Source organism: Streptomyces sp. NPDC102451, assembly GCF_044765485.1.
GTDB lineage: Bacteria > Actinomycetota > Actinomycetes > Streptomycetales > Streptomycetaceae > Streptomyces.
In genome coordinates this window covers 415,332-441,712 of sequence record NZ_JBIWKD010000007.1, presented here as the reverse complement: position 1 = coordinate 441,712, position 26,381 = coordinate 415,332, and the positions used below count along the sequence as shown (strand labels likewise).

The following is a 26,381-nucleotide window of genomic DNA, read 5'->3' as shown; positions in this document are numbered from 1 at the left end:
GGTGTGTTGGGCCCACAAAACGCCCCGCCCCCCCCCCCGCGGGGGGGCCCCCCCGGGGCCCCCCCCGCCCCCCCCCCCCCCCCCCGGGCGGGGCCGGGGCCCGCCGCCCCCCCCCCGCGCCGGTCTTCACGTTCCTCCGGTCACTGGGCGCCGGGGCGCACCAGCCCGCTCTCGTAGGCGTAGACGGCGGCCTGCACACGGTCGCGCAGGCCCAGCTTCGTCAGCACATGGCCGACGTGCGTCTTGACCGTCGTCTCGCTCACGAACAGGTCGGCCGCGATCTCCGCGTTGGACAGCCCGCGCGCCACCAGCTTCAGCACCTCGACCTCACGCTCGGTGAGGGTGTGCAGGGCGTCCGGAACGGGGTCCTCGCCCGAGGGCAGATGGTCGGCGTACTTGTCGAGCAGCCGGCGCGTGATGCTCGGCGCCAGCATCGCCTCTCCCGCGGCGACCACCCGGATGGCCTGCACCAGCTCGTTGGCCGGTGCGTCCTTCAGCAGGAAGCCGCTTGCGCCGGCGCGCAGCGCCTCCACCACGTACTCGTCGAGGTCGAACGTGGTCAGCACCAGGACCTTCGCCGGGCCGTCCCGACCGGGGCCGGTGATCTGGCGGGTCGCCTCGACCCCGTCCATCCGCGGCATCCGGATGTCCATGAGCACGACATCGGGCTGCAGAGCCCGCACCTGCTCGATGGCCTGCAGGCCGTCACCGGCCTCACCGACCACCGCCAGATCACCCTCCGCCTCCAGGATCATCCGGAAACCGGTGCGCAGCAGTGGTTGATCATCGACGAGCAGGACGCGGATGGCCACGTAATCTCCTTAAGGGCCTTCGAGGGCCACGGGCTGACCGGCCTCGGACCGGGCCGGCTCCATTCTGCCCTGCACAGCCTCCACCGATTCGGGCGGGCGCACGGACAGCGGATAGACCGGGGGAGTCCCGCCGAATTCGGGGCAGACCGCCCGGTGGTCGCACCAGCCGCACAGCTTCGTCGGCCTCGGCCGCCACTCGCCCGTCTCGGTGGCCAGCCGGATCGCCTCCCACAGCGCCAGCAGCTTGCGCTCCACCCGCTCGAGGTCGGCGGGAACGGGGTCGTACGTCAGCACGTCACCGCTGCCGAGATAGACCAGCTGCAGCCGGCGCGGCACCACCTTCTTCAGGCGCCACACCACCAGGGCGTAGAACTTCATCTGGAAGAGCGCCCCCTCCGCGTACTCCGGCCGCGGCGCCTTGCCCGTCTTGTAGTCGACGATGCGGACGTCACCCGTCGGGGCGACATCGACGCGGTCGATCACGCCGCGCAGCTTCAGCCCCGACTCCAGCTCCGTCTCGACGAACAGCTCACGCTCGGCCGGCTCCAGGCGGGTCGGGTCCTCCAGCGAGAACCACCGCTCCACGAGCCGCTCCGCCTCGCCCAGCCACCCCGCGAGCCGCTCCCCTCCGGGATCGCCCTCGAAGAGCTCCGTCAGCTCGGGCTTCGACTCCAGCAGCCGGTCCCACTGCCCGGGGATCAGCGCCTTGGCCCTGGGCGCCGTACGGTCCACCGCCGGGGCGTCGAACAGACGCTCAAGCACCGCATGCACCAGCGTGCCCCGGGTAGCAGCCTCACTGGGCTTCTCGGGGAGCTTGTCGATGACCCGGAAGCGGTACAGCAGGGGGCACTGCATGAAATCGTTCGCGCGCGACGGCGACAGGGACGAGGGTGGCTGAGGCGGGCGCGGTACGGACGTCATGTGGCAGACCCTACGGCCCGCCACTGACACCCAGCGGCATACCATCGACGACAGAGCTCGCACACAGCATGATCGTGGCAGAAGCCACCGACCGAAGGGACCCCGTGGACGAGAGCGGCGACAGCGGGCGCCCGCAGCCCGGCGCAGGGGGCACGGGCCCCGGCTCCGGACCGGACAAGGGAAAACCGCGCCGCGCGGCGGAGCCGGGCGGCGGCCTCCTCATGGGGCGCCCCTTCGGTGTGCCGGTCTACGTGGCACCCAGCTGGTTCGTCGTCGCGGCCCTGATCACCTGGGTCTTCGGAGGACAGCTCGACCGCGTCCTGCCCGACCTCGGCGGAGCCCGCTACCTGGTCGCGCTCTTCTTCGCGATCGCCTTCTACGCGTCCGTGCTCGTCCACGAACTCGCCCACACCGTCGCCGCCCTGCGCTACAAGCTGCCGGTGCGCCGCATCCAGCTCCAGTTCTTCGGCGGCGTCTCCGAGATCGAGAAGGAATCCGAGACCCCGGGCCGCGAATTCGTCCTCGCCTTCGTGGGGCCCCTGCTCTCCCTCGTCCTCGGCGGGCTCTTCTACATCCCGCTCCAGTTCGTCGAAGCGGGCACCGTCCCCGGCGTGCTCCTCGCCGGACTGATGATCTCCAACCTCATCGTCGCCGCCTTCAACCTGCTGCCCGGGCTCCCCCTGGACGGCGGCCGCATGCTCCGCGCCGTCGTCTGGAAGATCACCGGCAAGCCGATGAGCGGCACCGTCGCCGCCGCGTGGGTCGGCCGGGGCCTGGCGGTCACCGTCCTGATCGGCCTGCCCCTCCTCACCCACACGGGCGCCCTCGGCAACGACACCAGCGAGATCAGCGGTGTGGAGACCGTCACCGACGCACTGCTCGCCGCGATCCTCTGCGGCATCATCTGGACCGGGGCCGGCAACAGCCTGCGCATGGCCCGCCTGCGCGAACACCTCCCCGACCTCAAGGCCCGCGCCCTCACCCGGCGGGCCGTCCCCGTCGAGTCCGCCACCCCGCTCTCCGAGGCGCTCCGCCGCGCCAACGAGGCCGGCGCCCGCGCCCTGGTCGTCGTCGACGGACAGGGCAGCCCCAAGGGCGTCGTACGGGAGGCGGCCATCGTCGGCGTCCCCGAACACCGCCGGCCCTGGGTGGCCGTCAGCGGCCTCGCCCAGGACATCACCGACGGTATGAAGGTCCCCGCCGAACTCGCCGGCGAAGCCCTCCTGGACCGGCTGAAGGCCACCCCGGCCACCGAGTACCTGGTGGTCGAGGAGACCGGCGAGATCTACGGCGTCCTCTCCACCGCCGACGTCGAACGCGCCTTCGTCAAGGCCATGGCCCGTCCCTCGGCCTGACGCCCCGGAAAGCGGCCCCCGAAATACCGGTAGGCTGGTCACATGTCCGAACCGACCGGTGCCGCCCGCCGTCGCGGCCCATTCAAAGTCGGGGACCAGGTCCAGCTCACCGACCCCAAGGGACGCCACTACACCTTCACGCTCGAGGCCGGAAAGAACTTCCACACCCACAAGGGTTCTTTCCCGCACGACGAGCTGATCGGTGCTCCCGAGGGCAGTGTTGTCCGTACCACGGGAAACGTCGCCTACCTCGCGCTGCGCCCCCTGCTCCCCGACTACGTCCTGTCCATGCCCCGCGGTGCCGCCGTGGTCTACCCGAAGGACGCGGGCCAGATCCTGGCCTTCGGTGACATCTTCCCCGGCGCCCGCGTCGTCGAGGCCGGCGTCGGCTCGGGTGCGCTCAGCACCTTCCTGCTGCGCGCCATCGGCGAGCAGGGCATGCTGCACTCCTACGAGCGCCGCGAGGACTTCGCCGAGATCGCCCAGCAGAACGTCGAGCGCTACTTCGGCTCGCCGCACCCCGCCTGGCAGCTCACCGTCGGCGACCTTCAGGACAACCTCTCGGACACCGACGTCGACCGTGTCGTCCTCGACATGCTCGCCCCGTGGGAGTGCCTGGAGGCCGTGTCCAAGGCCCTGGTGCCCGGCGGCATCCTCTGCGCCTACGTCGCGACCACGACCCAGCTCTCGCGGACCGTCGAGTCCATCAGGGAGATCGGCTGCTTCGCGGAACCGCAGCCCTGGGAGTCGATGATCCGCAACTGGCACGTCGAAGGCCTGGCCGTCCGCCCCGACCACCGGATGATCGGCCACACCGGCTTCCTCGTCACCGCCCGCCGTCTGGCGGACGGCGTCGAGCCGCCGCTGCGCCGCCGCCGCCCCTCCAAGGGCGCCTACGGCGAGGACTACAGCGGTCCCGGCAGCCGGAGCGGCTCCGCCACCGACTGACCCGTACAACGCGCAGGCGCCGCCGCCGAGTTCCCGGACCGACCCGGGAGCCCGGCGGCGGCGCCTTTCCGTCGGCCGCGACGACCCCGCCGTTCCCCTCAGGTGTGAGGTGTGGCACGATGCTGGCCACCCCCACCCGCCGACGACCGTTCGGCACCGCCTACCCGGGCCCCCAGGAACCACAGGAGACATACCGCGTGCAGACCTCCGCGCTCCCGGACCTCGCGCACACCGACGCCAAGCCGGTGCACTGGCTCGCCACGGCGACCGCGATGGCCGCGGTCGTCGCCGTCGCGGGCCTGCTCCAGCCCGACGCGGCCACCGCGACGGCCTCCGCGTCCGAGCACGGCGACGTCACCACGCAGCACGGGAGCGCGCCCGCCGCGACGGCGCCCGACCCGAAGGGCGTGACCTTCCCCCTCGACTGCGGCCCGGCTGGACACACCGTGGCCGACAGCGCCCCGGGAGACCTCGACGGCGACGGCGGCCCCGAGACGGTCGCCGTCGTACGCTGCGCCGCGGGGTCGGGCACCCCGCCCAGCGGCATCTACGTCGTGACACGGCCGAGCGGGGCCGCACCCCGGGTCGTGGCGACCCTGGTGGACCCCGCTCAGAAACTCAACGTCACCGACTTCACCGTCCGTGACGGCCGGGTGTCGGCGACCCTGCTCGGCTACTCCTCCACCGACGTACCGCGCTGCTGCCCGGACGAGCTGGAGAACGCCTCCTGGCAGTGGAAGGGCAACGCGTTCATCAAGTCCACCGGCCCCGCCGGCAGCACCGCACAGGGCGTCTGAGCCGTACGACGCGCAGCCCTCCGCGCCCTCACTCGGCGTCGGGCCCGAAGACTTCCACGTTGTCCGAAACGCGACGTACATGAATACAGTCGCCCGGGCATTCCTTGGCCGAGTCCACGACGTCCTGGAGGAGCGGCAGCGGCACCGGTGTGGTGGCGCCCTTGTCCTGGAGGAGCTCGTCCTGGTCGCTCTTGACGTACGCCAGACCGTCGATGTCCAGCTCGAACACCTCGGGTGCGTACTGCACGCAGATGCCGTCGCCCGTACAGAGATCCTGGTCGATCCAGACCTCGAGGTCCTGCGTGTCGCTGTCGCCCGGAGCGTCCTGCTGCACGGTCATGTGTCCTGCCGTTCCCTGCGTATCTGCACCAATTGAAGCCAGCCCTGACGGGTGTTGAACGCTTCGACGATACAACCGGCTGCTTTCCGGTGCCGAAGGGTGGGTATTCCCTTGGCGTGAGGGAGAGCGCAAGGGTGAAGATCGGACAGAGTCCCGGGTCTTTGTGATCTAGGGGTTTCAATCACCACCCACCCAGGTAGGGTCAGGAAGCGTCCAGCTCCCCTTGGAGGAGGTGAGGACCGTGGCAGCCCACGACGACGACATCAACCGCGGCATCCGGCCCGGGCGGGGGTCAGAAGACCCAGCCGGCCAGGTCGCCTATCTCGAGCAGGAAATCGCCGTCCTGCGACGTAAGCTCGCCGACTCTCCGCGTCATACGAGGATTCTCGAAGAGCGGATCGTCGAGTTGCAGACCAACCTGGCAGGCGTGTCCGCGCAGAACGAGCGGCTCGCCAACACACTCCGGGAGGCCCGCGACCAGATCGTGGCCCTCAAGGAGGAGGTCGACCGGCTCGCACAGCCACCGGCCGGCTTCGGTGTCTTCCTGCAGGCCAACGAGGACGACACCTGTGACATCTTCACCGGGGGCCGCAAGCTCCGGGTGAACGTCAGCCCCAGCGTCGAGCTCGAAGGCCTCAGGCGAGGCCAGGAAGTCATGCTCAACGAGGCGCTCAACGTGGTCGAGGCCATGGAATTCGAGCGGGCCGGGGACATCGTCACCCTCAAGGAGATCCTCGAGGACGGCGAGCGCGCCCTGGTCATCGGGCACACCGACGAGGAACGGGTGGTGAGGCTCGCCGAGCCTCTCCTGGACATCACCATCCGCCCCGGCGACGCCCTCCTGCTCGAACCCAGGTCCGGCTACGTCTACGAAGTGGTCCCCAAGAGCGAGGTCGAGGAGCTCGTTCTCGAAGAGGTCCCGGACATCGACTACAACAAGATCGGCGGCCTGGGCGACCAGATCGAACTGATCCGTGACGCGGTCGAGCTCCCGTACCTCCACCCGGACCTCTTCAAGGAGCACGAACTCCGTCCGCCGAAGGGCATCCTGCTCTACGGCCCTCCGGGCTGCGGCAAGACACTCATCGCCAAGGCCGTCGCCAACTCACTGGCCAAGAAGGTCGCCGAGGTCACCGGTCAGCCCGCGGGGAAGAGCTACTTCCTCAATATCAAGGGCCCCGAGCTCCTCAACAAGTACGTCGGTGAGACCGAGCGGCACATCCGCCTCGTCTTCCAGCGTGCCCGGGAGAAGGCGAGCGAGGGCACCCCCGTCATCGTCTTCTTCGACGAGATGGAATCCCTCTTCCGCACCCGTGGTTCCGGTGTCAGCTCGGACGTGGAGAACACCATCGTCCCCCAGCTGCTCGCCGAGATCGACGGTGTGGAGGGCCTGGAGAACGTCATCGTCATCGGCGCCTCCAACCGTGAGGACATGATCGACCCCGCGATCCTGCGGCCCGGCCGTCTCGATGTGAAGATCAAGATCGAGCGTCCGGACGCGGAGGCCGCGAAGGACATCTTCGCGAAGTACCTCACGCCGTCGCTGCCGCTGCACTCGGACGACCTGGCCGAGCACACCGGCTCGAAGGAGGCCGCCGCCCACGCGATGATCCAGTCCGTCGTGGAGCGGATGTACACGGAATCCGAGGAGAACCGCTTCCTCGAGGTCACCTACGCCAACGGCGACAAGGAAGTCCTGTACTTCAAGGACTTCAACTCCGGAGCGATGATTCAGAACATCGTGGACCGGGCAAAGAAAATGGCCATCAAGGCATTCCTCGAGCAGGGCCAGAAGGGCCTGCGCGTCTCCCATCTCCTCCAGGCCTGCGTGGACGAGTTCAAGGAGAACGAGGACCTGCCCAACACCACCAACCCGGACGACTGGGCCAGGATTTCCGGAAAGAAGGGCGAGCGGATCGTGTTCATCCGCACACTCGTCACCGGAAAGCAGGGCGCAGACACCGGTCGCTCCATCGACACGGTGGCAAATACCGGACAGTACCTGTAAAACGCAGACCGGCTGCGGATGCCCGGCAGGGTATCCGCAGCCGGCCGTTTTCCCGGCAGCTCCGGCCACACCCGAACAATGACGCAATTGATCTCCCCACCGGCGCAGAGGCGCTCTAGGCTCTGCCGTACCGCCGAGTCGCGCAGTGCGGGGACGGGCACCGCGGACCAGCAGCGGTACTTGAGCGCCGCTCCCGGACGGGAGCGACGCCGGGCAAGGAGGGCCGCATGACCGTACGGCGAGTGATGGGCATCGAGACGGAGTACGGGATCTCCGTCCCCGGTCAACCCAACGCCAATGCCATGCTCACCTCGTCCCAGATCGTCAACGCCTACGCGGCGGCGATGCACCGGGCGCGCCGCGCCCGCTGGGACTTCGAGGAGGAGAACCCGCTGCGCGACGCGCGAGGCTTCGACCTCGCCCGTGAGACCGCCGACTCCAGCCAGCTCACCGACGAGGACATCGGCCTGGCCAATGTCATCCTCACCAACGGTGCGCGGCTCTACGTCGACCACGCGCACCCCGAATACAGCTCACCGGAGATCACCAATCCGCTGGATGCGGTGCTCTGGGACAAGGCCGGCGAGCGGGTGATGGCGGAAGCGGCCGAGCGGGCCGCCGCGATCCCCGGGGCCCAGCCGATCCATCTGTACAAGAACAACACCGACAACAAGGGCGCGTCCTACGGCACGCACGAGAACTACCTGATGAAGCGGGAGACCCCCTTCTCGGACATCGTGCGCCATCTGACCCCGTTCTTCGTCTCCCGCCAGGTGGTCACGGGCGCCGGCCGGGTCGGCATCGGCCAGGACGGCCGTGAGCACGGGTTCCAGATCAGCCAGCGCGCCGACTACTTCGAGGTCGAGGTCGGCCTGGAGACCACCCTCAAGCGCCCCATCATCAACACCCGCGACGAACCGCACTCCGACGCCGAGAAGTACCGCAGGCTCCATGTGATCATCGGCGACGCGAACCTTTCCGAGATCTCGACCTATCTGAAGCTCGGCACCACCTCACTGGTCCTGGCCATGATCGAGGACGGCTTCATCAACGTCGACCTTGCGGTCGACCAGCCGGTCCGCACCCTGCACCAGGTCTCGCACGACCCCACGCTCAAGCAGCTGGTCACCCTCCGTAGCGGCCGGACGCTCACCGCGGTACAGCTCCAGATGGAGTACTTCGAGCTGGGCCGCAAGTACGTCGAGGAGCGGTACGGCGCGGACGCGGACGAGCAGACCAAGGATGTCCTGGCCCGCTGGGAGGACACCCTGAACCGCCTGGAGAACGACCCGATGAGCCTCTCGGGCGAGCTGGACTGGATCGCCAAGCGGGAGCTCATGGAGGGCTACCGGCGCCGTGACGGCCTGGACTGGGACGCCCCGCGCCTGCACCTGGTGGACCTCCAGTACGCCGACGTACGGGCCGACAAGGGCCTGTACAACCGGCTGGCGGCCCGCGGGAAGATCAAGCGGCTCCTCGACGAGAGCGACGTCGAGCGGGCCCGTACGAAGCCTCCCGAGGACACCAGGGCCTATTTCCGGGGCCGCTGCCTGGAGCAGTACGCGGACGACGTCGCCGCGGCCTCCTGGGACTCGGTCATCTTCGACCTGCCCGACCGTGACTCGCTGCAACGGGTCCCCACGATGGAACCGCTGCGGGGTACACGCGCCCACGTCAAGGACCTCCTGGACCGTTGCCGTACCGCGGATGAGCTGGTCCGGACCCTGACGGGGGGCTGAAAGGCGTCCCGGCTGGGAATCAATCAGATGACCTCCGGACGTTGAGGAAAGTACCGGGCCAATGTCGGACCCCGTAGGTAGGGTCTGATCAAGTGCTTCGAACCGAGCGGGGTGAGCTAGATGGCGACCAAGGACACCGGCGGCGGACAGCAGAAGGCGACACGTTCCACCGAGGAGACCGAGGAGCAGACGCAGGACGCGCAGGCCTCCGAGGACCTCAAGGAGCGGCAGGAGAAGCTGGACGAGGACGTCGACGACGTCCTGGACGAGATCGACGACGTACTCGAGTCCAATGCCGAGGACTTCGTGAGGTCATTTGTTCAGAAGGGCGGGGAATAGGACTTAATGTCCGATATTCCTGCCGGGAAGAAATGCTCTCGCTGCCGGAAGGCTCTGCCGACGGAGTCCTTCGCCAGTAACAGGGCTATGCGCGACGGCCTCCAGGCGTACTGCCGGGAATGCTCTGCTGAGTACTATCGGCAGCGCCAGGAGGCCAGAGGCAGGTCCGTCCGAGTCAAGGTACCGGTGCAGCGCGGACACAAGCGTTGCCCCCAGTGCGGCGAGGTGAAACCGCACGACCAGTGGGAACGCAACAAGTCGTCCTCCGACGGCTGGTCGAGTTACTGCCGTCCATGCCGAGCCGAGCGGAATCGGGTCAGTTACTTCCAGCGCAAGTACGGCCTCAGCCCGGCCGATTTGGGTGACTTGATCGCCGCTCAGAAGGGTGTTTGCTGTATCTGTCTGACTGCTCCGGCGGAGCATGTGGATCACTGTCACAAGACGGGTAGGGTCCGTGGCGTACTGTGCTTCAGCTGCAACGCAGCCCTGGGGCAGCTCAAAGATCGGCCGGATGCCATAAGGCGTGCAGCCGCATACGTGGAGGGAAACGCGTGGAAGCCAACACTCGTAGCACCGGGCGTCTACCAGCTGCCTTCCTGACGCCGGGTTCGTCGTCGTTCATGGACTTCCTGTCCGACCACTCACCCGAGATCCTTCCCGGCAACCGCAGCCTGCCGCCGCTGCAGGGCGCCGTCGAGGCGCCGCACGGCACCACGATCGTCGCGGCCTCGTTCCCCGGCGGAGTGGTCCTCGCCGGTGACCGGCGGGCGACCATGGGGAACATGATCGCGCAGCGCGACATCGAGAAGGTGTTCCCGGCCGACGAGTACTCCGCGGTGGGGATCGCCGGCACGGCGGGTCTCGCCGTGGAGATGGTCAAGCTGTTCCAGCTGGAGCTGGAGCACTTCGAGAAGGTCGAGGGCGCCACGCTCTCGCTGGAGGGCAAGGCCAACCGGCTCTCCACCATGATCCGCAGCAATCTGGCGATGGCCATGCAGGGCCTGGCGGTCGTCCCGCTGTTCGCCGGGTACGACGTCGACCGCGACAAGGGCCGGATCTTCTCCTACGACGTGACCGGCGGCCGTTCCGAGGAGCGCGGCTACGCGGCCACCGGCTCAGGCTCCGTCTTCGCGCGCGGGTCGATGAAGAAGCTGTACCGCGACGACCTGACGGAGGAGCAGACACTCACCCTGGTCGTGCAGGCGCTGTACGACGCGGCCGACGACGACTCGGCGACCGGCGGCCCGGACGTGGCCCGCCGGATCTATCCGATCGTCACCGTCATCACCGACGAGGGCTTCCGCAGGCTGGACGACACGGAATCCTCGGAGATCGCGCGCGCGATCCTGGAGCGCCGCCTGGAGCAGCCCGACGGCCCCCGCGCCGCGCTGCTCTGACCGGCCCGATGCTTCTCCGATGCACTCGTCACTGACAGAAAGGGACGGATAGCCGGTGTCGACGCCGTTCTATGTCTCACCTCAGCAGGCCATGGCCGACCGGGCGGAATACGCCCGGAAGGGCATCGCCCGTGGTCGCAGCCTGGTTGTGCTGCAGTTCGCCGACGGCATTGTGTTCGTCGGCGAGAACCCGTCCCGTGCGCTGCACAAGTTCAGCGAGATCTACGACCGGATCGGCTTCGCCGCCGCCGGCAAGTACAACGAGTACGAGAACCTCCGTATCGGCGGCGTGCGCTACGCCGATCTGCGGGGGTACACCTACGACCGCGACGATGTGACGGCCCGTGGGCTGGCCAACGTCTACGCGCAGACGCTCGGCACCATCTTCTCCAGCGCGGCCGAGAAGCCGTACGAGGTGGAGCTGGTGGTCGCCGAGGTCGGCGCCGGGCCCGAGGGCGACCAGATCTACCGGCTGCCGCACGACGGATCGATCGTGGACGAGCACGGCTCGGTCGCGGTCGGCGGGAACGCCGAGCAGATCAGCAGCTTCCTGGACCAGCGCCACCGCGACGGGATGTCGCTCGCCGAGGCGCTGAAGCTGGCCGTGCAGGCGCTGTCCCGCGAGGCCAACGGCAATGAGCGGGAGATCCCCGCCGAGCGGCTGGAGGTCGCGGTCCTGGACCGCACGAGGCCGCAGCAGCGCAAGTTCAAGCGGATCGTCGGCCGGCAGCTGACCAGGCTGCTGGACGCGGACGGTGCCGGGGCGACCCCGACGGACGCCCCGTCCGACACGGAGGAGCCCGAAGGCGGCAGCACCCCGGCCGCCGGGACCGACACCCCCGCGAAGGGCACCGACACCCCGGCGAAGGGCACCGACACCCCCGCGAAGGGTGCCGACGGTCCGGCACAGGACACGGGCGAGGCCTCCAAGGAGTAGCCGGCTCCGGAAGAATTCCGGACGGAGCCCTCCGGCCGCCGCACGCGGTGGCCGGAGGGCTTTGTCATGCCGTGGCCGGGGGCGCGGTCGAGCCCCTGACCACCAGACGGACGGGGAGGTCGTGCTGCTCCGCGGGGCGGCCGTCGAGGGCGGCCAGCAGGGCGCTCATGCCCCGCTCGCCGACCTGTTCGGCCGGGAGGCGCACGGTGGTGAGCTCCGGTTCCACCGCCGTGGCGAGCGCCAGGTCGTCGAAACCGGTCACGGAGATGTCGTCGGGCACCCGCAGCCCCCGTCTGCGCACCGCCTTGCAGGCGCCGGCCGCCAGGATGTCGTCGTCGCAGACGATGGCCGTGGGCAGGGGGCCGGGGGAGGCCAGGACCCTCTCGGCGGCCTCGCGCCCCGCCCGTACGTCCAGCGGGGCGCGCACCGTACGCAGGACTGCCCCGGGGACGTCCCCCACGGCTTCCCGCAGCGCCTGGGCACGCACCGTGAAGGTCCAGGTGTCCACGGCGGAGGCGAGGTGCACGATCCGGCGGTGGCCGAGGCCCAGCAGGTGGTCCGTCACCTGGCGCATGCCGTCCGCGATGGCGAGGTTCACGTGGGCCGCGGCGCCCTGGTCCCCGGGGTCGCTGTCCAGCATCACCAGCGGCAGGTCCGCGCCCCGCAGCGCCCCCAGGGCGTCCGCCGCCATCGACGAGGCGATCACCCCGTCGAGCGCCGCGCGCGCCGGGTCGAACGGGTCCCGGGCGGGGCCGGTGCCGTCGGGGGAGGGATAGAGGACCACGCCGAAGTCGTGCTCGGCGGCGACGGCCGCGGCACCCGTGTAGACCCGGGCGAAGAACTCGTTGGTGAGCGCGGGGACGACGAGGAGGGCGGTGCGGGTGCGGCCCATCCGGAGACTGCGGGCCGCGAGGTTCGGCCGGTAGCCCAGGTCACGGGCGCTGCCGCGGACCCGCTCGGCGGTCGCCGACGACACCCGGCCCCGCCATTTGTCACCGAGGACGAGCGAGACCGTCGCCTGCGAGACACCCGCTGCCCGCGCCACGTCACGGCTGGTGGGCCGAGGTGGGGCCGGTTGCCGCGTGCTGCTCACTCGTGCCTCCGTGCTGGGCCGGTCGGATGCTGCGGGGGTCGTGGCGGGATGGACTCCCGAGCTGCCCACATGGTACGTATGAGCGTCGAAGTTATACGTAAAACCCCGAGGTGTGGCACCGTCGGGGGAGAGGGGCGGACATGGCCGCGGGCTATCTGGACATCCTCCGGACGCGGCACGCCGCCCGGCTGCTGGCGGGCACCCTGGTGGGGCGGCTGCCGAACGGCACCGCCCACATCGCGATCGTCCTGTTCACCCGCGCCGAGGGCGGCAGCTACACGCTGGCCGGCGCCCTCGCGGCGGCGTACGGACTGGCCACGGCGGTGGGGCAGCCCCTGCTGGGCCGGGCCGTGGACCTGTACGGTCAGCCGCGCGTCCAGCTGCCCGCGGCGGTCGTCTCGGCGCTCGGGATGGCCGTGCTCGCCCTGATCGGTCTCGGCTCGCTCCCGGCCGCGTACGCGGCGGTCGTCGTGGCCGGCGTGTTCACGCCCCCGCTGGAGGGCGGTCTGCGGGCCCTGTGGCCGACGGTCCTGGGCCGGGAGGACCGGGTGCACCGGGCGTACGCCATGGACGCCGTGGCCCAGGAGGTCATGTTCACCGTGGGGCCGCTCCTGGTGACGGTCCTGGTGTCCCTCTGGTCACCGGCCGCCGCACTCCTGGTCATCAACGCCATCGGGGTCCTGGGAGCGCTGTCCGTCGTCCTGTCCGAGCCCTCCAGGGTGTGGCGCTCCGCGCCCCGCGAGGCGCACTGGCTCGGCGCCCTGCGCTCCCCGGGGCTGCTCGCCCTGCTGGGGGCCTTCTTCTTCGTGGGGCTCGCTCTCGGCTCGATCACGGTGGCCGGCGTCGCGTACGCCGACGACCACGGCCGGGAGTCCGTGTACGGCTGGCTGATGGCCGCGCTCGGCCTCGGCGCGCTGATCGGTGGCGCGGCGTACGGGGCGCGGCAGTGGGCCGGGGCGCCCGAACGCAGGCTGCGGGTCATCGTGGCGCTGCTGGCCCTGGGCTATCTGCCGCTGATGCTGACGCCCGGGGTGCCCGCCATGACCGCACTGTCGGCACTCGCCGGGGTCTTCCTGGCCCCGGCCATCGCCTGCTCGTTCATCGTCGTGGACCGGCACGCGCCGCAGGGCACCGTGACCGAGGCGTTCTCCTGGCTCGTGACGACCTTCGGGGTGGGCGCGGCCGCCGGAACGGCGGTGGCGGGCCCGGCTGTCGAGCTCGGCGGGACGGCGTGGAGTTTCGCCGTCGCCGGGGCCGGTGGAGTGGTGGCGCTGCTGGTCCTGCTGGCCACCGGAAGGGTCCTCGCAGCTCCCGGGCGTACGCCCGCAGTTGTGGCCGGTTCGGAAAATGATCGAAACGGTGCTGCCGAACCCGGTTTCAGCTCAGGCCGTAAGGCGTAATGTTCAGTCATGGACCGCCGCATTTTCGGGCTGGAGAACGAGTACGGCGTCACGTGCACGTTCAGGGGACAGCGCCGACTGTCACCTGACGAAGTGGCGCGCTACCTCTTCCGCCGTGTTGTGTCATGGGGCCGCAGCAGCAATGTCTTCCTGCGGAACGGCGCCCGCCTCTACCTCGACGTGGGATCGCATCCGGAATACGCGACACCCGAATGCGACAACGTGACCGAACTGGTCACGCACGACAAGGCGGGCGAGCGCATTCTCGAAGGACTGCTCGTCGACGCCGAACGCCGCCTGCACGAGGAGGGAATCGCGGGCGACGTCTATCTCTTCAAGAACAACACCGACTCGGCTGGAAACTCCTACGGGTGCCACGAGAACTACCTCGTGGCCCGGCACGGAGAATTCTCCCGGCTCGCGGACATCCTCATTCCGTTCCTCGTCACCCGTCAGCTGATCTGCGGTGCCGGCAAGGTGCTGCAGACGCCGCGCGGAGCCGTCTACTGCGTGAGCCAGCGGGCCGAGCACATCTGGGAGGGCGTCAGTTCCGCGACGACGCGCTCCCGCCCGATCATCAACACCCGGGACGAACCGCACGCCGACGCCGAGCGGTACCGCCGTCTCCACGTCATCGTCGGTGACTCCAACATGTCCGAGACGACCATGCTGCTCAAGGTCGGCGCCACCGACCTCGTGCTGCGCATGATCGAGGCGGGCACCGTGATGCGCGACCTGACCCTGGAGAACCCGATCCGGGCCATCCGCGAGGTCAGCCACGACATCACGGGACAGCGCAAGGTGCGCCTGGCCAGCGGCCGCGAGGCATCGGCCATCGAGGTCCAGCGCGAGTACTACGAGAAGGCCGTCGACTTCGTCGAGCGCCGCGGCATCCGCACCGGCACCGTCGACCAGGTCCTCGAGCTGTGGGGCCGCACCCTGGACGCCATCGAGGCCGAGGACCTCGACCGGATCGGCACCGAGATCGACTGGGTCATGAAGTACAAGCTCATCGAGCGGTACCGGGCCAAGAACAACATGACCATGTCGAATCCGCGGGTCGCCCAGATAGACCTCGCCTACCACGACATCCACCGCCGGCGCGGGCTCTACTACCTCCTGGAACGCAAGGGCCAGGCCGCCCGCATCTGCAACGACCTGAAGATCTTCGAGGGCAAATCGGTGCCCCCGCAGACGACCAGGGCGCGGCTGCGCGGCGACTTCATCCGCAGGGCCCAGGAACAGCGGCGGGACTTCACCGTCGACTGGGTCCACCTCAAGCTCAACGACCAGGCGCAGCGCACCGTGCTGTGCAAGGACCCCTTCCGTTCCGTCGACGACCGGGTGGAGAAGCTGATCGCGGGCATGTGATCCGGGACAGGAATGTCCCGCCCCTTAGGCGACCGGGCCCCGTACGTTCCTCGTACGGGGCCCTTCCGTCCGCCTAGAGTGTCGGGGACCGTTCACGTGCCGTCTGAGATCTGAGGAACCAGTGCGCCGACTTGCCGGCCTTCTCGTCGTCCCCCTACTGCTGCTGTCCACGGCGGCATGCGGCAACGACAAGGCCTCCGACTCCGCCTCCCAGGACGAGTTTCCCGCGATCACCGCGGGAGCGAAGTTCGGGGAGAAGCCCACTCTGGCGAAGGGTGAGGGCGATCCTCCCAAGGAACTGAAGACCGACGTCATCAGTGAGGGTGACGGCGCGAAGCTCAAGAACGGCGACGCGATCCAGGTCAACTACCTCGGACAGGCCTGGGACTCCGCCAAGCCGTTCGACAACAGCTTCGACCGCAAGCAGCCCTTCGATCTGACGCTCGGCGCGGGCATGGTCATCCAGGGGTGGGACAAGGGGCTCCTCGGCAAGAAGGTCGGCAGCCGCGTCGAGCTGGTGATTCCGCCGGACCTCGGCTACGGCGAGCAGGGCCAGGGCGACATCAAGCCGAACGCCACCCTCGTCTTCGTCGTCGACATCGTGAAGGCGACGACGGTCCCGGCTTCCGCCGAGGGCACGGAGGTCGCCCAGGACAACATCGACCTGCCCAAGGTCGGTACCAAGACCGACGGCAAGGCGCCGACCGTCACGATCCCCAAGAGCGACCCGCCGAAGAAGCTGGTCTCCAACTACGTGCTGGAGTCCAAGGGTGACGTCGTCAAGGAGACCGACAGCGTCGTCGTGAACTACGTGGGTCTGCTCTGGAAGGGCAGCAAGGCCTTCGACAGCACCTACCAGACCGGCAAGACCCAGACGTTCCCGCTGGCCCAGGTCACCCTCAAGGGTCTCAAGAACGGGCTGATCGGCAAGAAGGTCGGCAGCCGTGTGCTGCTCGTCATCCCGCCGGACCAGGCCTTCGGCGACAAGGCGCAGCAGTCCATCCCCGCCAAGTCCACCCTCGTGTTCGCCGTGGACATCCTGGCGAAGATGTAAGACTGTCCCGGTTACGCAGTTCATCAGTAAGAGGAGCAGTTCAGTGAGCATCGACAAGCCCGAGATCGACTTCCCGGGTGGCGAGCCGCCGGCCGACCTGGAGATCAAGGAAATCTGGGAGGGCGACGGACCGGTGGCCCAGGCGGGTCAGACCGTCTCCGTGCACTACGTCGGTGTGGCCTTCTCCACCGGCGAGGAGTTCGACGCCTCGTGGAACCGCGGCACCCCGCTGCAGTTCCAGCTCGGTGCCGGCCAGGTCATCGCAGGCTGGGACAAGGGCGTCCAGGGCATGAAGGTCGGCGGCCGTCGCCAGCTGACCATCCCCGCGCACCTCGCCTACGGCGACCGCGGCGCGGGCGGCGGCGCCATCGCCCCCGGCGAGACGCTGATCTTCGTCTGCGACCTCGTGGGCGTCTGATCCGTCCGTCTACAGCAGTCGGGGCCCGTGCCGCAAGGCACGGGCCCTCGCTTTGGTCCGGACACCCCGGGGCGGTACGGTCGACGGTCGGAGAGCACGTCGAGAAAGGGCGTCGATGGCGATTGCCAAGGCCGAACGGCTGATGAACCTGGCACTGTGTCTGCTGGGTACCCGGCGCCCGCTCAGCAAGCGTGAGCTCCGCGGGTCCATCGAGGCCTACCTGGAGGCGGGCTCCGACGAATCCTTCAACCGGATGTTCGAACGCGACAAGGACGATCTGCGTGAACTCGGCCTGATCATCGAGACCGTGGAGAATCTGGACGGCGATACGGGATACCTCGCGCGCCGTGACAGCAACCGGCTGCCCCCCATCACCCTGGACGCCGAGGAGGCCGCGGCCCTCGGGCTCGCCGCCAAGGTCTGGCAGCAGGCCCGGCTCGCCGGCGCCGCCAGCGGTGCCCTGCAGAAGCTGCGGGCCGCCGGCATGCCGGAGGCCGAGGACACCTACGAGGTGCACAGCGCCCTCGAACCCCGCATCCCGGTCCACGAGGCCGCCTTCGAACCGCTGATGCTCGCCTGCCGGGACCGCCGCCCGGTCACCTTCGACTACCGCAAGGGCAATGCCGCCCGCCCGGAGCAGCGCCAGGTCGAGCCGTGGACGCTGGAGTGCTGGCGCGGCCACTGGTACCTGGCCGGCTGGGACCGCGACCGGGGGGCCGAGCGGGTCTTCCGGCTGTCCCGGATCTCGGGCCGGGTCCGCTCCCGCGCCGGTGCCTTCACGGCCCCGGTCCCCGACGCAGTGACCGTCCGGGAGACCGTGGAGAGCTGGGCGGGGGAGACCGCCACCAGGACCGCCCGCATCAGGCTGCGGGCCGGCTCCGGTTACCCGCTGCGCTCCCGCGCGATATCCGTACGGGAACTCGGTGACGGCTGGGACGAGTTGGAGATCCCGTACGGGCACGGGCTGGACGCCTGGCTCGTGGAGTTCGGGCCCGACGTGATCGTGAGCGAGCCCGCCGATCTGCGGGCCGACGTGATGGACCGGCTGCGCGCCGTGGCCAAGGACTGAGGGGACCCGTACTCGTGGCCACGAACGCGATCGACCAGACCCGGCGGATGCTCTCCCTCGTGACGTACCTGCGGGAGCGCCCCGGCGCGCACGTCCAGGACGTCGCCCGGGCCTTCGGGATCACCGAGGACGAGCTGATCTCCGACCTCGACGTGCTCCCCATGTGCGGGACCAGCTTCCGCGGCGGTGACCTGCTCGACATCGACACCGACGGCGACCGGATCTGGTGGCACAACCCGGACGACGTCGCGGAGCCGCTGCGGCTCGCCGCCGACGAGGCGACCGCCCTGCTCGTCGCGGCCCGCGCCGTCGCCACGCTCCCCGGCCTGCGGGAGAGCGACCGGCAGGCGCTGGTGCGCGCGACCGCGAAGCTGGAGACGGCGGCCGGTGAGGTGGGCGCCGCCAGCTCACGGCTCTCGGTCACCTTCGAGTCCGAGGGCGGTGTCTTCGCCGACGTCGACCGGGCGATCTCCGAGCGGCGCCGCCTCTGGCTGCGCTACTACTCGCCCGCCCGCGACGAGCTGACCGAGCGCGAGGTGGACCCGATCCGGCTGTTCGCCGTCGGCCACACCTATATGGAGGGCTGGTGCCGGCTCACCGAGGCGCGGCGTACGTTCCGGCTCGACCGGGTCGCCGAGATCCGTATCCTCGACGCCCCGTCCGCACCGCCGGAGCTGGAACTGCGTGATCTCTCGGAGGGGCTGGTCCAGCCCGCCGCCGAGGACCCGGAGGTCGTGATCGAGGTCGGCCCCGGCGGCCGCTGGGTCGCCGAGTACTACCCGCACGACAGCGCGGAGGAGCTGCCCGACGGCGGCCTTCGGATCACGCTCCGCACCCCCGATCCGGCCTCCCTGCGCAGGCTCGCCCTGCGGCTGGGCGGCGAAGGACGCATCACATCGCCCCCCGACCTGGCCGAGAGCGCCCGGCTGGCGGCGCGTGAGGCACTGGCCGCCTACGACGGCGCGCTCTGAGGGGCGGCCACCGGTGCACCGAGGAGACGAAGGCCCCATGACCGCGATATCGAGCACGCAGAACGGACCGGTTCCGGTCCCGGTGCCCGACGCCGTACGCTTCCGGGCCGCCTGCCCGGACTGCCGTGAGCGGTTCGAGCTCATGGCGGGCGCGCTGCGGCTGGCCATAGGCGCCAGCCGTCGTACGACCTTCTACTCCTTCACGTGTCCCGCGTGCGGGTCCGCGGTCCGCAAGCCGGCCGGGGAGCGCATCATCGAGCTCCTCAGCGGCGGCGGGGTGCGGACACTGCGCCTTCACACCGCCCTGCGGTGACGAGAAACATCGAGGATCCGTCCATGTTCTGGCCCATGCTCGCCATCGCTCTGGGATTCGCCGGCCTTGCCGTGCTCGGCGTGCTGGCCGTCAAGGTCTTCGTCGAGGCACAGCGGCTCGCCGGACAGGTGGCCGCGACCACGCAGCGGATCAACCGAGCGGCCGAGGATCTCGAACGAGCGGCCACGACTCTCGCCGACACCGGAGAGGCACTGCGCTAGCAGGCGCGGCCTCCTGATTCACCGGTTCGGGGGGTACGCTTCTGGAGCGGCCCAGGCAGGGAGGTGTGGGCCGCAAGCGGGAGTACGCACGGGCATTGCCTCACGTTTACCCCTGCGGGTTACGATCGCTGCCAGCGCGAAGGTCGGACATCTGTCCGGTCGAACGGGTAGCGAGCCCACCCCCCGGACGCCTCAGTGAGAAGGAAGTCGCACATGATCGGCAATCTGAAGCCCCTCGAGATCGTTCTGATCATCGTTGTCATCCTGCTGCTCTTCGGTGCCAAGAAGCTTCCCGACATGGCGCGTTCGCTCGGCAAGTCGGCCCGCATCCTCAAGAGCGAGGCCAAGGCCATGAAGAAGGACGACGCGGATCCCGCGGCGCCCACCACGGAGACCGTGGCCGACACCACCCCGCCCGCGGCGACCGCCCGCACCATCCAGGCCGCTCCGGGAGACGTCACCAGCTCCCGCCCGGTCAACGAGGCCAAGCCCACCACCCAGAGCTGACGGCTGATCCGCACCACCGGACGCTGTTGCACGAGACGAGGGAAGTGGGTTGCTCAAGTCTGCCCGCAAGCAGGAGAAGGACGACGAGGGGCGGATGCCCCTCCTCGATCACCTGCGTGAGCTGCGCAACCGCCTGCTGAAGTCGGTCCTGGCGATCGTCATCGCCGTGATCGCGGCGGCGTTCTTCCAGAAGGAAATCTTCGAGTTCCTGATGAAGCCGATCCTGGACTCGGTCGGCTGCAAGAACGGCGCCGTGACCATGATCAACGGCCGGCCCTGCGCGGAGATGACCACCAACGGCCTGCTGTCGCCGTTCACCATCGCGCTGAAGGTGTCCCTGATGGCAGGCGTGCTGGTGGCCACCCCGGTGTGGCTCTACCAGCTGTGGGGCTTCGTCGCCCCCGGCCTGCACAAGCAGGAGAAGCGCTACTCGATCGCGTTCGTCGCGGCGGGGGTGCCGCTCTTCGTCGCCGGTGCCTACCTGGCGTACGCCATCCTGCCGCAGACCGCGCAGATCATGCTCGGCTTCACCCCCGACAACGTGAAGAACCTGCTGCCGCTGGACGACTTCCTGGACCTGATCACCCGCATGGTGATCGTCTTCGGGCTCGCCTTCGAGCTGCCGCTCCTGCTCATCCTGCTCAACCTGACCGGCGTCCTGACCGGCGCCCGCATGCTGCGCTGGTGGCGCGGCATGATCGTCGGACTGACCGCGTTCGCGGCCATCGCCACACCCGGCGGCGAGCCCATCTCGATGCTGCTGCTCGCGGGCCCGCTCGCGGTGCTCTACTTCATCGCCGTCGGCATCTCGCTGCTCAACGACAAGCGCAGGCGGCGGGCCAACCCCGATGCCGAGCTCGACGACGACGAGGCGTCCAGCCTGGACCTCACCCCCGAGACGGTCGGCGCCGTGGAACCGGTGGCCTCCCGGCCCGCACTGCCCGAGCAGGCGAGCGGCGACGCGGACGGCGGACGGTCGCACGGGATCAACGGTTACGACGACATCACCTGACCTTGTAAGGTCCCGCGGGTGACCAGCGAGATCACCCTCTTCGTCAATCCCACCGCGGGGAGCGGCCGGGGCGCGCGTGCCGCGCAGCCGGCCGCTTCCGCTCTGCGGGACGCCGGCTTCTCCGTACGGACCGTCCTCGGCGAGGACGCCGACGACGCACTGCGACGTGCCCGGGAGGCCGTGGCGTACGGGACCGGAGCACTGATAGCCGTGGGCGGGGACGGCATGATGTCCCTCGCCCTGCAGGCCGTCGCCGGGACCTCGACGCCGCTCGGCGCCGTGGCCGTCGGCACCGGCAACGACTTCGCCCGCGCCCTCGGGCTTCCGATCCGCGATCCGGCCGCTGCCGGGCGGCTGGCCGCCGAGGCGCTCAAGGCCGGCACGGCGCGCGCGATCGACCTGGGCCGGACGGACGAGCGCTGGTTCGGCTCCGTGCTGGCCTCCGGCTTCGACTCGCGGGTCAACGACCGGGGCAACCGGATGCGCTGGGTCGGCGGGCGCTTCAAGTACGACCTGGCGATCCTGGCCGAGCTGGCCGCCTTCAGGCCTATCCCGTACCGGCTCCGGCTGGACGGCGGCCCGGTCACCGAGATCGAGGCGACGCTGATCGCCGTGGGCAACGGCACCACGTACGGCGGCGGCATGCGGATCTGCGCCGACGCGGTCATGGACGACGGGCTCTTCGACGTGACCGTGGTCGGCGACTGCAGCCGGACCACCCTGCTCAAGGTCTTCCCGAAGGTGTACAAGGGCACGCACCTGGGGCACCCCGCGGTCACCGTGCACCGGGTGTCCTCGATAGAGCTGGCCGCGGCCGGCGTCACGGCGTACGCGGACGGCGAACCGCTGGGCGCGCTGCCGCTCACCGCCACCTGCGTACCCGGCGCGGTCAGGGTCCTTGCACCGTGAAATAAAGATCGGGCTGACTGTCATACGGGGCGGGTAGGCTCGTATCAAGATGACAGAGGACCTCTCACCAGCTGAGCGATACCAGGCTTCTCGGGTCCGTGCGGCCGAGCAGGCCACGGCCCTCGGGCCCTTCCGCGAGATGTACGAATTCGGACTGGACCCGTTCCAGATCGAGGCCTGCCAGGCACTGGAGGCCGGCAAGGGGGTGCTGGTCGCGGCCCCCACCGGGTCGGGCAAGACCATCGTCGGTGAATTCGCCGTACACCTGGCCCTGCAGCAGGGGCGCAAGTGCTTCTACACCACGCCCATCAAGGCCCTGTCCAACCAGAAGTTCACCGATCTCGTCCGGCGCTACGGCGCGGACAAGGTCGGTCTGCTGACCGGTGACAACAGCGTCAACGCGGACGCACCCGTGGTCGTCATGACGACCGAGGTCCTGCGCAACATGCTCTACGCCGGCTCCCAGGCCCTCATCGGCCTCGGTCATGTGGTCATGGACGAGGTGCACTACCTCTCGGACCGCTTCCGGGGCGCCGTGTGGGAGGAAGTGATCATCCACCTGCCGGAGTCCGTGACCCTGGTTTCGCTGTCGGCCACCGTGTCCAACGCCGAGGAGTTCGGCGACTGGCTGGACACCGTCCGCGGCGACACGCAGGTGATCGTCTCCGAGCACCGGCCGGTGCCGCTGTGGCAGCACGTCATGGCCGGACGCCGGATGTACGACCTCTTCGAGGAGGAGACCGACCACGGCGGCCGGGGCACCGGCAGGCGCGAGGTCAACCCCGACCTCGTCCGGCTCGCCCGCATGGAGAACCAGCGCGGATACAACCCGCGCGAGCGCCGGCGCGGCAAGATGGTGCGCGAGGCCGACCGGGAGCGGGAGCGCCGTCAGCGCAGCCGCATCTGGACCCCGTCCAGGCCCGAGGTCATCGACCGGCTCGACGCCGAGGGGCTGCTGCCCGCCATCACGTTCATCTTCAGCCGGGCCGGCTGCCAGGCGGCCGTGCAGCAGTGCCTCCAGGCCGGGCTGCGGCTCAACGACGAGGACAAGCGCCGGCTGGTGCGGGAGATCGTCGAGGAGCGGACCGCTTCCATCCCCGGCGAGGACCTGCACGTCCTCGGCTACTACGAGTGGCTCGAAGGCCTGGAGCGGGGCATCGCGGCGCACCACGCCGGCATGCTGCCGACCTTCAAGGAGGTCGTGGAGGAGCTGTTCGTCCGCGGCCTGGTCAAGGCGGTCTTCGCGACCGAGACCCTGGCTCTCGGCATCAACATGCCCGCGCGCTCCGTGGTGCTGGAGAAGCTCGTCAAGTGGAACGGCGAGCAGCACGCCGACATCACCCCCGGCGAGTACACCCAGCTGACCGGGCGGGCCGGGCGCCGGGGCATCGACGTCGAGGGCCACGCGGTCGTCCTGTGGCAGCGGGGGATGGATCCCGGCGCGCTCGCCGGACTCGCCGGGACGCGTACGTATCCGCTGCGCTCCAGCTTCCGGCCCTCGTACAACATGGCCGTCAACCTCGTCCAGCAGTTCGGGCGGCACCGCTCGCGCGAGCTGCTGGAGACCTCCTTCGCGCAGTTCCAGGCCGACCGGTCCGTCGTCGGGATCTCCCGGCAGGTCCAGCGCAACGAGGAGGGCCTCGCGGGCTACAAGGAGGGCATGACCTGCCACCTCGGGGACTTCGAGGAGTACGCACGGCTGCGCCGCGACCTCAAGGACCGCGAGACGGAGCTGGCCAAGCAGGGTGCCGCCCAGCGGCGGGTCGCCGCCTCCGCGTCCCTGGAGAAGCTGAAGCCCGGTGACGTCATCCACGTCCCCACCGGCAAGTTCGCCGGCCTCGCCCTGGTGCTCGACCCGGGGCTGCCCGCCGGGCGGACCAACGGCCATCGCGGGCTGGAGTACCACGACGGACCGCGCCCCCTGGTGCTGACCGCCGAGCGGCAGGTCAAGCGGCTGGCCCAGATCGACTTCCCGGTGCCCGTCGAGGCGCTGGAGCGGATGCGGGTGCCCAAGTCGTTCAACCCGCGCTCACCGCAGTCCCGCCGCGACCTGGCCTCCGCGCTGCGGAGCAAGGCGGGGCACATCGACCCGGGACGGCACCGTAAGCCACGGGCCGCCGCGGCCGACGACCGTGAGATCGCCCGGCTGCGCACGGAGCTGCGCGCGCACCCCTGCCACGGGTGCGACGAGCGTGAGGACCACGCACGGTGGGCCGAGCGCTATCACCGGCTGCAGCGCGACACACGGCAGCTGGAGCACCGCATCGAGGGCCGGACGAACACCATCGCCCGGACCTTCGACCGCATCGTCGCGCTCCTGACCGAGATGGACTACCTGCGGGGCAACGAGGTCACCGACAACGGCCGGCGGCTGGCACGGCTCTACGGAGAGCTCGACCTGCTGGCCAGCGAGTGCCTGCGGGACGGCGTCTGGGAGGGGCTCAACCCCGCCGAACTCGCCGCGTGCGTCTCGGCGCTGGTCTACGAGGCGCGTCAGGCGGACGACGCGGTCGCGCCCAAGCTGCCCTCGGGACCCGCGAAGGCGGCGATGGGCGAGATGATCCGCATCTGGGGCCGGCTCGACGCCCTGGAGGAGGACTTCAAGATCAGCCAGACGGAAGGGGTCGGCCAGCGCGAGCCCGACCTCGGCTTCGCCTGGGCGGTCTACATGTGGGCCTCCGGGCGGACGCTGGACGAGGTCCTGCGCGAGGCGGAGATGCCGGCCGGCGACTTCGTGCGGTGGTGCAAGCAGGTCATCGACGTGCTCGGCCAGATCGCGGCCGCCGCGCCCCGGGACGGGAGTTCGGTCGCGAAGAACGCCCACAAGGCCGTCGACGCGGTGCTGCGGGGTGTGGTGGCGTACAGCTCCGTGGGGTGAGCGTCTCTCCCCATGAGCGTCTCTCCCCATGAGCGTCTCTCCCGATGAGCGGCTCTCCCCGCGGGTGAGATGAACGGACGAGTGGCCACGGGCGGCTGTACGCGCCTGTGGCCACTCCTGTGCGTTCTCCCGTCAGGTCTTCTTCCTGTTCTTCATCGAGAGTCCCGCGCAGGCTGCCCCCAGCACAATCGCCAGACCACCGACGATCACGTTGTTGAGGATCACACCCATGTCAGGGCTCTGGCCCACGACCCAGGTCGACACGATGAGCCAGGCGCCCAGCGCGACGATGGCGATGCTCATCCCGGTCATCCGCTCGGGCATGGCGGTGAAGCAGAGTGCCAGCACGGCGATCGCGATGCCGATGACGAGGTTGTGCGTCACCAGGGAGGGCTGGTTCGCGGTGAAGTGGAGCACCCAGGGCGAGACGGCGCAGTACAGACCGAGCAGGAACACCGGTGCGTCCGCACCGGCGGTGGTGCGGCGGGCGCCGCCGCCCATCACGCGGTCGTGGCGTGCTCGCATCTCTTCGGCGTCGGGGTGTCCGGAGAGGTCCCTTCCCGTGTGTCCGGAAACGTCTCTGGTCTGCCCGGAAACGTCCCTCCCGGTGTGCGAGATGTTACTCATGAGGATGTTCTCCTTCGCACTTGTCTGAGCGACCGCGATCGGGGAGTGCGGTCATCAGCTCTCCCCACCAGTGTGCTCTTATATGCCCCTTATGTGTAGTTTTCCTGGCGGGTGGATCCTGCGGTTCCGTCGAGGTCACGGGCCGGTGGTCCCGACGGCGCGAGCCCCGCGGACCGTGCCGCTCCGGTCGGGTCGGAGCGGGCGGTCCGCGGGGCTCGCGGTGTCATGCCGACGGGGTGCCGACGGGCCGCCGGATCAGCCGGCCGGCATCAGGACGGTGTCCACGATGTAGACCGTCGCGTTGGCCGTCGGGACGTTGCCGCAGACGACCTTCGAGGAGTCGTTCACGGTGTAGGACATCCCCGAACCCGAGGTGGTCAGCTTCGTCTTGGCCAGGGTGTCGAAGGAGCCCTTCTCCAGCTGCTTCGGGGTCAGCTTCTCGCCCACCACGTGCGCGGTGAGCACCTTGGTGAGCTCGGCCTTGTCCGCGAGCAGCTTGTCCAGGTCGGCCTTCGGGATCTTGGCGAAGGCGTCGTTGGTCGGGGCGAACACCGTGATGTTCTCCGCGCTGTTCAGGGTGTCGACGAGACCGGCCTGCTTGACGGCGGCGACCAGCGTGGACAGCGCCGGGTTGTTCGACGCGGCCGTGGCGACCGGGTCCTGTGCCATGCCCGCGAACGAGCCGGCGCCCTCCTTCGGAACCGTCGCACAGCCCGGGCCGAACGGCTCGTCCATGGTCCCGGCGGACTCGGTCTCCTTGGCGGGCGCGCTCGACGCGGACTTGTCCGCACCGGAGCCGGACGCCGAGGTGTCGGAGTCGCTGGAGCAGGCGGTCAGCGCGAGCGGCAGCAGGGCTGCGGCGGAGACGGTGACGGCGATGCGGCGGAAGTGACGGTTGTTCATGAGGTTCTCCTGAGTGGTTCGTTGATCAAGGGATGGGAGAAG

General features: G+C 69.7%; 27 protein-coding genes. 21 read left to right on the top strand and 6 right to left on the bottom strand.

Features of this window, described 5'->3' with window-relative positions:
- Positions 1-140 precede the first annotated feature (140 nt).
- Together ACIRD8_RS19690 and ACIRD8_RS19685 are read right to left on the bottom strand one after the other, a co-directional pair.
- Entirely contained in the window at positions 141-812 is a 672-nt protein-coding gene (locus ACIRD8_RS19690) for a response regulator transcription factor (protein ID WP_099178019.1), read from the bottom strand.
- Between the two features lie 9 nt (positions 813-821).
- The gene (locus ACIRD8_RS19685; protein WP_403992858.1) at positions 822-1,667 is read right to left on the bottom strand and encodes a RecB family exonuclease; all 846 of its coding nucleotides are present in this window, start codon (positions 1,665-1,667) and stop codon (positions 822-824) included.
- Between the two features lie 170 nt (positions 1,668-1,837).
- On the opposite strand from ACIRD8_RS19685, the gene ACIRD8_RS19680 reads away from it, so the two are divergent.
- The 3 genes from ACIRD8_RS19680 (at position 1,838) to ACIRD8_RS19670 (ending at position 4,833) form a co-directional block, all read left to right on the top strand.
- The gene (locus tag ACIRD8_RS19680) at positions 1,838-3,088 is read left to right on the top strand and encodes a site-2 protease family protein (RefSeq protein ID WP_403992855.1); all 1,251 of its coding nucleotides are present in this window, start codon (positions 1,838-1,840) and stop codon (positions 3,086-3,088) included.
- 42 nt (positions 3,089-3,130) lie between these two features.
- Positions 3,131-4,036 carry a tRNA (adenine-N1)-methyltransferase gene (locus ACIRD8_RS19675; protein ID WP_403992799.1) on the top strand — a complete coding sequence of 302 codons (906 nt, stop codon included), beginning with the start codon at positions 3,131-3,133 and terminating at the stop codon, positions 4,034-4,036.
- Between the two features lie 197 nt (positions 4,037-4,233).
- Positions 4,234-4,833 (top strand): hypothetical protein, encoded by a 600-nt coding sequence (locus ACIRD8_RS19670; RefSeq protein WP_403992852.1) that lies wholly within the window; start codon positions 4,234-4,236, stop codon positions 4,831-4,833.
- Positions 4,834-4,861: 28 nt separating this feature from the next.
- Here ACIRD8_RS19670 and ACIRD8_RS19665 read toward each other — a convergent pair whose 3' ends face one another.
- Positions 4,862-5,173, bottom strand: a complete 312-nt coding sequence (locus tag ACIRD8_RS19665) for a ferredoxin (RefSeq protein WP_403992796.1) — start codon at positions 5,171-5,173, stop codon at positions 4,862-4,864.
- 241 nt (positions 5,174-5,414) lie between these two features.
- On the opposite strand from ACIRD8_RS19665, the gene arc reads away from it, so the two are divergent.
- The 6 genes from arc (at position 5,415) to prcA (ending at position 11,593) form a co-directional block, all read left to right on the top strand.
- A complete protein-coding gene (gene arc, locus ACIRD8_RS19660; protein WP_099178025.1) occupies positions 5,415-7,181 on the top strand; it encodes a proteasome ATPase in 1,767 nt (588 codons plus the stop codon).
- 227 nt (positions 7,182-7,408) lie between these two features.
- Entirely contained in the window at positions 7,409-8,920 is a 1,512-nt protein-coding gene (gene dop / locus ACIRD8_RS19655) for a depupylase/deamidase Dop (protein ID WP_403992793.1), read from the top strand.
- A 120-nt stretch (positions 8,921-9,040) separates the two neighbouring features.
- A complete protein-coding gene (locus ACIRD8_RS19650) occupies positions 9,041-9,259 on the top strand; it encodes a ubiquitin-like protein Pup (RefSeq protein WP_099178027.1) in 219 nt (72 codons plus the stop codon).
- 6 nt (positions 9,260-9,265) lie between these two features.
- Positions 9,266-9,859, top strand: a complete 594-nt coding sequence (locus ACIRD8_RS19645) for an endonuclease VII domain-containing protein (protein WP_403992789.1) — start codon at positions 9,266-9,268, stop codon at positions 9,857-9,859.
- Complete coding sequence (gene prcB, locus ACIRD8_RS19640; protein ID WP_403992786.1) at positions 9,811-10,656, top strand: proteasome subunit beta; 846 nt, start codon at positions 9,811-9,813, stop codon at positions 10,654-10,656. The genes ACIRD8_RS19645 and prcB overlap by 49 nt, the downstream gene beginning before the upstream one ends.
- A gap of 55 nt (positions 10,657-10,711) precedes the next feature.
- Positions 10,712-11,593 (top strand): proteasome subunit alpha, encoded by an 882-nt coding sequence (gene prcA, locus ACIRD8_RS19635; protein WP_403992783.1) that lies wholly within the window; start codon positions 10,712-10,714, stop codon positions 11,591-11,593.
- A gap of 64 nt (positions 11,594-11,657) precedes the next feature.
- Here prcA and ACIRD8_RS19630 read toward each other — a convergent pair whose 3' ends face one another.
- Entirely contained in the window at positions 11,658-12,686 is a 1,029-nt protein-coding gene (locus ACIRD8_RS19630) for a LacI family DNA-binding transcriptional regulator (protein WP_403992781.1), read from the bottom strand.
- A gap of 140 nt (positions 12,687-12,826) precedes the next feature.
- On the opposite strand from ACIRD8_RS19630, the gene ACIRD8_RS19625 reads away from it, so the two are divergent.
- The 12 genes from ACIRD8_RS19625 (at position 12,827) to ACIRD8_RS19570 (ending at position 24,809) form a co-directional block, all read left to right on the top strand.
- Entirely contained in the window at positions 12,827-14,086 is a 1,260-nt protein-coding gene (locus ACIRD8_RS19625) for an MFS transporter (RefSeq protein ID WP_403992778.1), read from the top strand.
- A 9-nt stretch (positions 14,087-14,095) separates the two neighbouring features.
- Positions 14,096-15,457: a Pup--protein ligase gene (gene pafA / locus ACIRD8_RS19620; protein WP_099178033.1), complete on the top strand. Its 1,362-nt coding sequence runs from the start codon at positions 14,096-14,098 to the stop codon at positions 15,455-15,457.
- Positions 15,458-15,578: 121 nt separating this feature from the next.
- Positions 15,579-16,511 carry an FKBP-type peptidyl-prolyl cis-trans isomerase gene (locus ACIRD8_RS19615; RefSeq protein ID WP_403992775.1) on the top strand — a complete coding sequence of 311 codons (933 nt, stop codon included), beginning with the start codon at positions 15,579-15,581 and terminating at the stop codon, positions 16,509-16,511.
- A gap of 43 nt (positions 16,512-16,554) precedes the next feature.
- The gene (locus tag ACIRD8_RS19610; RefSeq protein ID WP_014157205.1) at positions 16,555-16,929 is read left to right on the top strand and encodes an FKBP-type peptidyl-prolyl cis-trans isomerase; all 375 of its coding nucleotides are present in this window, start codon (positions 16,555-16,557) and stop codon (positions 16,927-16,929) included.
- Between the two features lie 115 nt (positions 16,930-17,044).
- Positions 17,045-17,998 carry a helix-turn-helix transcriptional regulator gene (locus tag ACIRD8_RS19605; RefSeq protein ID WP_403992772.1) on the top strand — a complete coding sequence of 318 codons (954 nt, stop codon included), beginning with the start codon at positions 17,045-17,047 and terminating at the stop codon, positions 17,996-17,998.
- A gap of 14 nt (positions 17,999-18,012) precedes the next feature.
- On the top strand, positions 18,013-18,969 hold the full coding sequence (locus tag ACIRD8_RS19600) for a helix-turn-helix transcriptional regulator (RefSeq protein ID WP_403992769.1): 957 nt from the start codon (positions 18,013-18,015) through the stop codon (positions 18,967-18,969).
- A gap of 37 nt (positions 18,970-19,006) precedes the next feature.
- A complete protein-coding gene (locus tag ACIRD8_RS19595) occupies positions 19,007-19,282 on the top strand; it encodes a hypothetical protein (protein ID WP_403992767.1) in 276 nt (91 codons plus the stop codon).
- A gap of 23 nt (positions 19,283-19,305) precedes the next feature.
- Positions 19,306-19,503, top strand: coding sequence for a hypothetical protein (locus tag ACIRD8_RS19590; protein WP_030124836.1), 198 nt, complete (start codon positions 19,306-19,308; stop codon positions 19,501-19,503).
- Positions 19,504-19,716: 213 nt separating this feature from the next.
- A complete protein-coding gene (gene tatA / locus ACIRD8_RS19585) occupies positions 19,717-20,010 on the top strand; it encodes a Sec-independent protein translocase subunit TatA (RefSeq protein WP_099178047.1) in 294 nt (97 codons plus the stop codon).
- A gap of 49 nt (positions 20,011-20,059) precedes the next feature.
- Positions 20,060-21,022, top strand: coding sequence for a twin-arginine translocase subunit TatC (gene tatC / locus ACIRD8_RS19580; RefSeq protein WP_403992764.1), 963 nt, complete (start codon positions 20,060-20,062; stop codon positions 21,020-21,022).
- 18 nt (positions 21,023-21,040) lie between these two features.
- Positions 21,041-21,931, top strand: a complete 891-nt coding sequence (locus ACIRD8_RS19575) for a diacylglycerol kinase (RefSeq protein WP_403992761.1) — start codon at positions 21,041-21,043, stop codon at positions 21,929-21,931.
- Between the two features lie 49 nt (positions 21,932-21,980).
- Positions 21,981-24,809, top strand: a complete 2,829-nt coding sequence (locus ACIRD8_RS19570) for a DEAD/DEAH box helicase (protein ID WP_403992758.1) — start codon at positions 21,981-21,983, stop codon at positions 24,807-24,809.
- Positions 24,810-24,941: 132 nt separating this feature from the next.
- On the opposite strand, the gene ACIRD8_RS19565 is transcribed toward ACIRD8_RS19570, so the two are convergent.
- Together ACIRD8_RS19565 and ACIRD8_RS19560 are read right to left on the bottom strand one after the other, a co-directional pair.
- A complete protein-coding gene (locus ACIRD8_RS19565; protein ID WP_403992755.1) occupies positions 24,942-25,436 on the bottom strand; it encodes an SPW repeat protein in 495 nt (164 codons plus the stop codon).
- Between the two features lie 255 nt (positions 25,437-25,691).
- Positions 25,692-26,339: a fasciclin domain-containing protein gene (locus ACIRD8_RS19560; protein WP_403992752.1), complete on the bottom strand. Its 648-nt coding sequence runs from the start codon at positions 26,337-26,339 to the stop codon at positions 25,692-25,694.
- Positions 26,340-26,381 lie beyond the last annotated feature (42 nt).